The 9852-nt window shown below is 36.5% G+C and carries 8 protein-coding genes and 1 pseudogene; 7 read left to right on the top strand and 2 right to left on the bottom strand.

Annotated features, from left to right (window positions below):
* Positions 1–284 (bottom strand): annotated as a pseudogene (locus tag KI369_RS06250) (cell wall anchor protein); the annotation flags it as partial.
* A gap of 202 nt (positions 285–486) precedes the next feature.
* On the opposite strand from KI369_RS06250, the gene KI369_RS06245 reads away from it, so the two are divergent.
* The 7 genes from KI369_RS06245 (at position 487) to KI369_RS06215 (ending at position 7064) form a co-directional block, all read left to right on the top strand.
* Positions 487–1365: an ROK family protein gene (locus KI369_RS06245; RefSeq protein WP_212955415.1), complete on the top strand. Its 879-nt coding sequence runs from the start codon at positions 487–489 to the stop codon at positions 1363–1365.
* Between the two features lie 128 nt (positions 1366–1493).
* Positions 1494–2090, top strand: a complete 597-nt coding sequence (locus KI369_RS06240) for a TerD family protein (RefSeq protein ID WP_001121586.1) — start codon at positions 1494–1496, stop codon at positions 2088–2090.
* A 23-nt stretch (positions 2091–2113) separates the two neighbouring features.
* Positions 2114–2698, top strand: a complete 585-nt coding sequence (locus KI369_RS06235; RefSeq protein WP_212955414.1) for a TerD family protein — start codon at positions 2114–2116, stop codon at positions 2696–2698.
* A gap of 81 nt (positions 2699–2779) precedes the next feature.
* Positions 2780–3358 carry a TerD family protein gene (locus tag KI369_RS06230; RefSeq protein ID WP_212955413.1) on the top strand — a complete coding sequence of 193 codons (579 nt, stop codon included), beginning with the start codon at positions 2780–2782 and terminating at the stop codon, positions 3356–3358.
* 72 nt (positions 3359–3430) lie between these two features.
* Positions 3431–4222, top strand: coding sequence for a TerC family protein (locus KI369_RS06225; protein WP_212955412.1), 792 nt, complete (start codon positions 3431–3433; stop codon positions 4220–4222).
* A gap of 109 nt (positions 4223–4331) precedes the next feature.
* A complete protein-coding gene (locus KI369_RS06220; RefSeq protein ID WP_212955411.1) occupies positions 4332–5963 on the top strand; it encodes a YceG family protein in 1632 nt (543 codons plus the stop codon).
* An 18-nt stretch (positions 5964–5981) separates the two neighbouring features.
* Entirely contained in the window at positions 5982–7064 is a 1083-nt protein-coding gene (locus KI369_RS06215; protein ID WP_144615565.1) for a toxic anion resistance protein, read from the top strand.
* A gap of 82 nt (positions 7065–7146) precedes the next feature.
* Here KI369_RS06215 and KI369_RS06210 read toward each other — a convergent pair whose 3' ends face one another.
* On the bottom strand, positions 7147–9813 hold the full coding sequence (locus KI369_RS06210; protein ID WP_212955410.1) for a cation-translocating P-type ATPase: 2667 nt from the start codon (positions 9811–9813) through the stop codon (positions 7147–7149).
* Positions 9814–9852 lie beyond the last annotated feature (39 nt).

Genomic DNA, 9852 nt, shown 5'->3' with positions numbered 1-9852 from the left:
CCGTTGCCGCCAGAACCGTTGCCGCCAGAACCGTTGCCACCCGAACCACTGCCGTCCGAGCCATTGCCACCCGAACCGTTACCACCCGAACCACTATTGTCCTGAGAACCATTGTTTCCTGGCGGTTTATTATTATCTTTTGAGTTGCCTTCTGCTAAATGATCGTTATTTTGTACAATTGCGTTTGTTGCGGGAGAGAAGTTGTCCGTTGCTGCATGACCAATATTTAAACCACTAAAGAAAGATAAAGAAAGAGTTGATGCTAAAATGAAGATTTTCGTCATTGTTTTCCTCCTAAGAAATTAATATTCCATCTAAAATACATCCCTTTGTAATATTTCTTAGGAAAAAGAGTTTTATGCAAAAAAAACTATATATAGAAAAAGGTGGTGTATTTCTGAAGAGAGAAAAGAGTTAGTGTAAATTCTTTATAATAGTAGAGTGGTGGGGATTTTACACGTATTACAGTAGAGGAAGTGACAGCAGATGAAAGAATACATTGCATTTGATATTGGTGGTACGCAAATTAAATATGGAATTGTTTCGGAAGTAGGAACAGTACTGAAGCATAAAACAGTTCCAACAGAAATTTATTTGGGCGGGGAACAAATCGTTCAAAAACTCATCCTTTTATCCAAAAAATTAATGAATGAACATATGGTTTCGGGAATTGGTATTAGTACTGCGGGAATTGTTAATATTTATAAAGGGGTTGTAACGGGAGGGGTGGATCATATTCCGAACTACGCTACTATTCCTATTATTGATAGATTGCAAGAGGTATTAAAAGTTCCTGTATCCATTGACAATGATGTGAATTGTGCAGCGTTCGGAGAAAAGTGGAACGGTGTTGGAAGAGATAAAAGGAACTTTATTATGCTCACGCTTGGAACTGGTATTGGAGGAGCAATTTTTATAGATGGAGAGTTATATAGAGGGCATTCGTTTAGTGCTGGTGAATGGGGAAATATGTTAATAGAAGGAAAGCCGTTTGAAGAGATCGCTTCCATTTCAGGGTTAATTCGTCTTGTGCGAAAATATAAAGGTGAAAGTGATTGGAATGGAAAAACGATTTTCGAACTGTATGATAAAGGGGATAGAGAAGTTACGCAAGCGGTTGAGGTTTTCTTTAAACATTTAGCGATTGGAATTAGTAATCTTGCTTATATTTTTAATTCAGAAATGATTGTTATAGGTGGAGGAATTACTGATAGAGGAAATCAGTTCTTAAAAGAAGTAAAAGAAGAGGTAGAAAAATATTTAAACAAAGAGATCTATAGTAATTGTGAGATTGAACTTGCACAAAACGGTAATTGTGCAGGAATGGTTGGTGCTATTTACCACTTCTTACATCATCATAAGTAAATTATATGAATGTTTTCATATAACTGAGAATTTATCCTTTTTATCACTAGGTAAATAATGCTACAATATAAGAGAAGAATACAATATTTTCCGCCTTGGAAAATGCTTTGTAGAAAGGAAGAAACTGCATGCCTATTATTTTAGAAAAAGGTCAAAAGATCGATTTAACGAAAGGACAACCAAAAGTAGCAAAACTACAGGTTGGCTTAGGCTGGGATCCAATTGGGCAATCAGGTGGGTTTCTGTCTTCATTATTTGGAAGTAAACCAAATGTAGATTGTGATGCATCTGTTGTTATGTTAGAAGGGGATCGTTTTTTAAACAAAAACGATTTAGTTTACTTCGGAAACAAGCTTTCTACTTGTGGTAGTATTATTCATTCAGGAGATAATTTAACAGGTGAAGGCGCTGGTGATGACGAAACAATTTTCGTAGAATTACATAAAGTTCCGAGCCGTATTAATCGTTTAGTATTCGTTGTAAATATTTATGACTGTGTAAATCGTCGCCAAGATTTCGGGATGATTCGTAATGCGTATATTCGTATTCAAAACCCGCAAACTGGTGAAGAATTAGCACGATATAATTTATCGGATAATTATGCTGGCAAAACGACTCTAATTGCAGGTGAAATGTATCGCCACGGAAGTGAATGGAAGTTTTCAGCTGTTGGAGAAGGCACACAAGATAAAAACTTAAGTGAGATTGTATCACGTTATCAATAAAATAAACCGAGGAGGAATTGAATATGGCATCAATTTCATTGAAAAAAGGACAAAAGGTAGACTTAACAAAAACAAATCCGGGTCTTTCAAAAGTTCTTGTAGGACTTGGTTGGGATACGAATCGTTATGACGGACAAAACGATTTCGATTTAGATGTTAGTATTTTCTTAGTAGGTGCGAATGGTAAAGTTTCAGGTGCAGAGGATTTCGTCTTCTATAATAACCCAAAAGGTGCGAATGGTGCTGTCGAGCATTTAGGAGATAACCGAACTGGAGAAGGTGAAGGCGATGACGAATCAATCAAAGTAGATTTGAAAAATGTACCTGCACATATCGAACGTATTTGTTTCACAATCACAATTTACGATGGGGAAGGTCGTAGCCAAAACTTCGGACAAGTTTCTAACTCTTTCGTACGTATTTTAGATGAAGAAAAGAATGCAGAGTTAATTCGTTACGATTTAGGAGAAGATTTCTCTATTGAAACAGCTGTTGTAGTAGGTGAACTATACCGTCATGCAGGTGACTGGAAGTTCAATGCAATCGGAAGTGGTTTCCAAGGTGGATTAGGTTCTCTATGTAATAACTTTGGTTTAGATGTAGAGTAATAGATTAAATAAATCCATCAGTGAAACGTATGTTTACTGATGGATTTATTTTTAATAATTAAATTATAGAGGTGAATATAAATGGTTATTCAATTGCAAAAGGGACAGAAGATTGATTTAGGTAAGACAAGCCCAGGTTTAACGAAAGCGGTAATTGGTCTTGGATGGGATATTAAATCTTATGATGGTGGATCAGATTTCGATTTAGATGCATCAGCATTCCTATTAGATGCGAACGGAAAATGTACGAAGGAAACTGATTTTATTTTCTATAATAATTTACAGTCTCCTTGTGGATCTGTTCTGCATACAGGAGATAACCGCACAGGTGAAGGTGAAGGCGATGATGAACAACTTGTTGTGGACCTGAAGAAAGTTCCGGTAGATGTGCACAGAATTGCTATTACAGTTACAATTTATGATGGAGAAGGCCGTAATCAAAACTTCGGACAGGTTGGAAACGCATTCGTTCGTTTAGCAAATGAAGAAACGAATGAAGAAGTGCTTCGTTTTGATTTAGGGGAAGATTTCTCCATCGAAACAGCAGTTGTCTTTTGTGAATTATACCGTCATAATGGACAGTGGAAGTTTAATGCAGTAGGAAGCGGATTCCAAGGTGGTTTAGGTGCGCTTGTAAGAGCGTATGGCTTGGATGCATAGAAAGGAAACGATATTCGTTTCCTTTTTTTGACCTTTCTATAAATCTAGCAAAGAATAGGGGATAAAGGTAAGATGAGTATTTTGCAAGGAATCCTTGATACGTATGCTCAGTTTTTCGACTTGGACATGTGGATTAAAGTATTGCAAGATCCAGTATCTTGGGGATTAATAGGTACACTTGTTGTACTTGAAGGGTTGTTATCTGCTGATAACGCACTTGTATTAGCGGTAATGGTAAAGCACCTTCCGGAAGAAAAGCGTAAAAAAGCATTATTCTATGGACTTATTGGAGCTTATGTATTCCGTTTTATTGCGATTGGAATTGGAATGTTCTTAATTAAATTAGCGTGGGTAAAAGTGTTAGGTGCACTTTACTTAGCTTGGCTTTCAGTTAAATACTTCATTGATAAAAGAAAAGGTAATGCAGAAGAAGAGGAAGCTCATGGTATGAACCAAAACAGTATTCTCTTCAGAATGTTTGGTGTCTTCTGGGGAACAGTTGCGATGGTTGAATTAATGGATATCGCGTTCTCTGTAGATAGCGTACTTGCTGCATTTGGTGTATCAAATCAAGTTTGGATTCTATTATTAGGTGGAATGCTCGGTATTTTAATGATGCGCGGTATTGCTGGTGTATTCTTAAAATTGTTAGAGCGTATTCCAGAACTTGAAACGACAGCATATATTTTAATCTTAATTATTGCAGCAAAAATGTTACTGTCTGTTGTTCATATTGAAGTAAGCCATACGCTATTCTTTATTATTTTAGTTGTAGCATTTGGAGCAACGTTTATACTTCACTACATGAAGAATTCTGGACAAGCTAAAGAAGAAGTTGCAGCTACTAAAAATAATCATAAATAATTGAAATGGGTTTGCTCGTTATGCGAGCGCCCATTTTTTATAATCAAAAATAGTTTATAATAGAAGAGAGACTTTATAAAAAAGTAAATGTTTTTGGAGGTGAACTGTTGTGTTTTCACGTTTTACACTTCAACCATATGCATTAAAAGACGAATCAGATTTAAAGCAATTTGAAGCGCTTTTAGAAAAACGCCCACAATATGAACTGACAGAGAATGAGATGAAGTTTAGTTATATAGCAACTCGTATTCTCGGTGTTCCTAATGATGTAGATGAATATTTCAATGAGCTATTTGATTATAGTGAAGTAAAAGGGATTGAGGTTTTGCATGAACAAAATTTAAATAAGGTCATTGATCCCGAAAAACTGCGCCATATTCAAGAGGTTTTTACATTACATCAAGAAGCACCGAATGGACTTACAGTAAATCGGCTTGTAGCCCATTTATCTGGAAAACAACTCTTACCAAAAGTAGACAATCCTGACTTACAGCATTTTATACATACGACGTTTATTTCTGTATTGAAATTGTATGAAAAACAACATAACCAATCATTAAAAACAGAAGGATTCCGTCGTTTCTTAATCGATATGATTAAGTTAAGTGAAAATTACGTAGCGAAGTGGTTCTCTACGATTAATTATAAGAAACAAATGCCGCGTATCGTTTGGTACGGTGATGCACAGGAAAGCCGTATATATTTCTTATACTTTCTTATTATGCTCGGCTGCGATGTACTTTATTATCACCCAGAAGGAAAAGATGGATTTGAGAATGTTGATGAGGAAGGAAGAAGTTTTGTTGTGTCTCACCCAGGTCGCATTTCTCTTGAGCCATTTCCAGATCGCCGCCGCGAGCGTGTGGCAACAGTAGCATATCAAGCTTCAAAAGAAATTGAACAAGTACTTCACCACGATAATTCACTGTTGTACAAGCCGTGGCAATTTCGTTCCTATACACCTGTAGCTCGTACACTAAAAACAACATATGATGAACTCTTTTTAATTACGAAAGAAAAGGCGTTTGTACGTCCGACATTTTTTGTTGAAAATAAACACATTTATATCCCTTCTTTATTTGCGAAAATATCAGGTGTTTCAAAGAATGATAAAGAATATTTTCAGCGATTAAAGGCTGTTACATCGTTTGATAACAGTTTATTAATAAACACATTCCCGATTACGAAAGAACAAAAAGCAAATTTCCAATATCATTACCGAGATGCGTTAGACCGCGGGGGCAAATTACACCCTGATTTAATTATGAACAGTCATTGGTGGCCACATAAGCGTTTGCCAGAAGGGTTGCAACATGGTATTGCAGAGGCGATTATTCATGCGTGCGAAAGTGAAATGTGTAAACCCATTGCGAAAGAGACGAAACAAGATGTAGCGCTGTATGTTTTCGCACAGCTTTCTCAAATACCGCCGAAAATTTTAGAGCAACTTGAGAAATTTGATTATTCGCAAGAAGTACCGAAAATTGTTATATTTAATAATGAGAAGAGCGGAGAATTAAGCCGTTCGGATGCTGTTTTATTATTATTTTTAAATCAAATTGGAGTAGATGTATTCCACTTTAATCCAACGGGGAGAAATGATATTGAACCGTATATTGAAGCAGGAGCATTTGATTCCCATTGGCTTGAAGAAGTTAATTTCGATCTTGAGTTTCATGGTTCATCAGCCTATAAAAATTTATCACAAACAATAAAAGGACTATTTCGTCCATTTTTATAAGGAAAGGGAGAATACCATATGAATAACCCAGTCATGCTAGATTCGAAAACAGAATTAAATGAGCAAACGGCACAGGATGTTCGTTTACAACTTAGACAAGATGCAGAAGTACAACGTATTTATAATGCAGTAGATATTAAAGATCAGTTAGAATTAATCGAGCTTGGAAAAGAACCGTCTATGGAAATTTCACGTTTTGCTGATCAAATTTTACATACAATGTCTTTATCGAAAATAGAAGACTCTGGAGAATTATTAAAACAGCTTGGTAAAATTATGGATAGATTTGATAGTAAAGACTTTGCGGAAGAGAAAAGCGGTTTCTTCTCACGTATGTTCAAAAAAGCTGATAAAATGATTGAACAGATTTTTAGTAAGTACCAAACAATGGGTCGTGAAATGGATAAAGTATATGTAGAAATTACAAAGTATCAAGATGAAATGAAAAAATCAATTGGTACGTTAGACGGCTTATATGAGCAAAACTTAAAATATTACTTAGACTTAGAAAAGTATGTGGTAGCAGGGGAAATGTTATTAGAGCGTTTAAATACAGAGTTAGTTCCAATGTATGAAGAGCGTGTACGTAACAATGACCAATTAGCAGGCATTGAATTAGAGTCACTGAAAAACTCTGTTGAAATTTTAGAACAGCGTATTGATGATTTAGAAAAAGCACGTATGGTTGCGTTACTTACAGCACCACAAATTCGTATGGTTCAACGTGGTAATAATAAATTAATTGGTAAAATCAATACAGCATTTATTACAACGATTCCTATCTTTAAAAATGGCATCATTCAAGCGGTAAATGCGAAGCGTCAAAAGCTAGTTGCAGATTCTATGGCTGAACTGGATCGCCGTACAAATGAATTACTTAAGAAAAATGCACAAAATATAGCAACGCAAAGTGTGGAAGTGGCGAGATTATCAGGTTCTTCTAGTATTAAGATGGAAACACTTGAGGAAACTTGGAACATTATTTCAAGAGGTATGCAAGAAACACAACAAATTGAGGAACAAAATAAACGTGAGCGTGAAGAAGGCCGCAAACGTATGGCTACATTAACAGAGAACATTAAAAAAGAATTACAAGGATAAAGTGAAACTTTAATCAGTGGGGACATCTCAAGCAAATAGTGAAATAAATGAAAAGGCAATGAGGAATAATCCTCATTGCCTTTTAGTTTCTCTTCACTAATTTAATGATCTCATTCACAACAAGTGGAATGATACTTAATAAGAGAACAAATCCCCAATCTCGCATCGTTAATGCATGCACACCGAATATATTTGCAAGAGGTGGGATGGAGATGATACAAACTTGCATAAGAACACCGATAAGAAGGGAGAAGACTAAATATTTATTTGTAAATATCCCAATTGAAAAAATGGATTTCGTTCTTGAACGCAAGTTAAATGAATGAACGAGCTGAGAAAAACTAAGAACGACAAATGCCATCGTTTGAGCGTGTAATAGAGCATCCTCATCAATTCGCTCTGGGAAAAGAGGGAATAAATTTGTATCTCCGGTATAGAATTTTGCTCCGGCGATAAAGGCTATTAGCGTTAACAGTCCAATGACAGCCCCATTGAAAATAAGAAACGGAACGCTGCCACTAAATAAACTTTCTTTCGCATGTCGTGGCTTTTCCTTCATCACACCGGGATCTTCAGGATCAACCCCAAGTGATAATGCAGGCAGTGTATCTGTAATTAAATTCACCCACAAAATGTGAATAGGTCGTAGAGGTGTTGCCCATCCGAGTAAAATGGCTAAAAATAAAGCGATAATTTCTCCAAAGTTACAAGAGAGTAGGAAGAGAATTGATTTTTTTATGTTACGATAAATATTTCTACCTTCCTCAACAGCTTTCACGATAGATGAGAAATTATCATCTGTTAACACGACATCTGCTGCTCCTTTTGCAACATCTGTTCCTGTAATGCCCATCGCTACGCCGACGTCAGCTTGTTTTAAAGATGGTGCATCATTGACACCATCGCCAGTCATAGAAACGATATTTCCTTTTGCGCGTAATGCTTTTACGATCTTTACTTTATGTTCTGGAGAAACCCTCGCGAATACATGTAAGTGATCAATTTTGCCTGCTAGCTCTGTATCTGAAATGTTATCTAATTCAGTTCCAATCATAATTTCAGATATTTCTTCAGCAATGCCAAGTTCTTTGGCGATTGCAAAAGCGGTATCTTTATGGTCACCAGTAATCATAACTGTGCGAATACCTGCTTTTTTACATTCTGTAATGGAATCTTTTACTTCAGTTCGCGGTGGATCAATCATACCGACAAGACCAATAAAGATGAGGTTTTCTTCAAGGTGATTTATATCCACAGTGTTTGAATTGTATTGTTTAAATGCGAATGAAAGTACCCTTAAAGCTTCTCGAGACATTACCCCCGCAGCTTCTAATATTTGATTTTTATCAGGCTCTGTTAGCCCCTCTATTTTACCGTTTTTTAATATGTGGGTACATCTAGGTAAGAGTTTATCGATAGCACCTTTCGTCATGCTATAGTAGCTTTCATCGTATGTATGCACGGTTGACATCATTTTACGATCTGAATCGAAAGGCATCTCGTTAACACGCTCATGTATCTTTTCTAAATGATCTTTTTGCATGTTAAAAGTGCTTCCGGCAATGAGAAGAGCAATTTCAGTCGGGTCTCCGGTTTGTGATTCGTTATTGTAAGACGCATCGTTACATAGCACCATATTTTCTAACAATAGACGTTGCGTATCATTATTTACATTTAAATTTTCTAATTGATCGTATGTGTTATCACTATAAAAGTGAGTAACGGTCATTTTATTTTGTGTTAACGTACCTGTTTTATCTGAACAAATAATTGTGACAGAACCGAGAGCTTCAACAGCTGGTAGTTTCCGAATGATGACGTTTTGTTTAATCATGCGCTGCACACCAATTGCAAGAACGATGGAAACGATAGCTGGCAACCCTTCTGGAATAGCTGCAACGGCTAAACTAATAGCAGTCATAAACATTTCTAACGTATCTCGGCCTTGTAAAAAACCGATGAGAAACATAACGATACAAATAGTAACAGCGACAAAGCCTAAATACTTTCCGACTTGTGCTAAGCTTTTTTGAAGTGGTGTCATATCATCGTCTGCTTCATGTAAAAGAGTAGCAATCTTACCAATTTGTGAGTTCATTCCAGTTTCAACAGCAACACCGACGCCTCGTCCGTATGTAACAAGAGTAGACATAAAGGCCATATTCTTTTGATCGCCTAGTGGTACTTGTTCATCACTTTGCATGGAAGGATGGTAGATTGCGTCTTTATCAACAGGGACAGATTCACCAGTTAGAGCAGATTCTTCAACTTTTAAATTTGCAGTTTCGATAAGCCGTAAATCACATGGGATATATCGTCCAGCGTCGAGCATAACGATATCACCGGGAACGACGTGCTCAGATGGAATTTCTTTTAGTTCTCCATTTCGCTTGACGATAGCTTTAGGTGTCGCCATCTTTTTCAATGCTTCTAAAGCTTGTTCTGCTTTTGATTCTTGGACGACGCCAATAACCGCGTTTAAAACTACAACGAGCGCGATAATACTTGCATCAGCCCATTCACCTACAAAGGCAGAAATAAGGGCAGCAATAATAAGGACATATACGAGGACGTCATTAATTTGGGCGAAAATACGCTGCCATAAAGTGCGTTTTTGTTTTGTAGCTAATTCATTGGAGCCGTATTGCTTTAAACGTTCACTTACAATTTCATCTGTTAAACCGTGTTGTTCATTTGTTTCTAAGTCGATTAATGTTTGATCTTTCGTCTTACTGTACCAATTGCTCATAAGTAAGCACCTCCAGTAAAAACAGTTAGCAATGGTAGT

The organism is Bacillus sanguinis (genome assembly GCF_018332475.1).
Lineage (GTDB): Bacteria > Bacillota > Bacilli > Bacillales > Bacillaceae_G > Bacillus_A > Bacillus_A sanguinis.
This window is presented reverse-complemented; position numbering and strand designations above follow the sequence as displayed.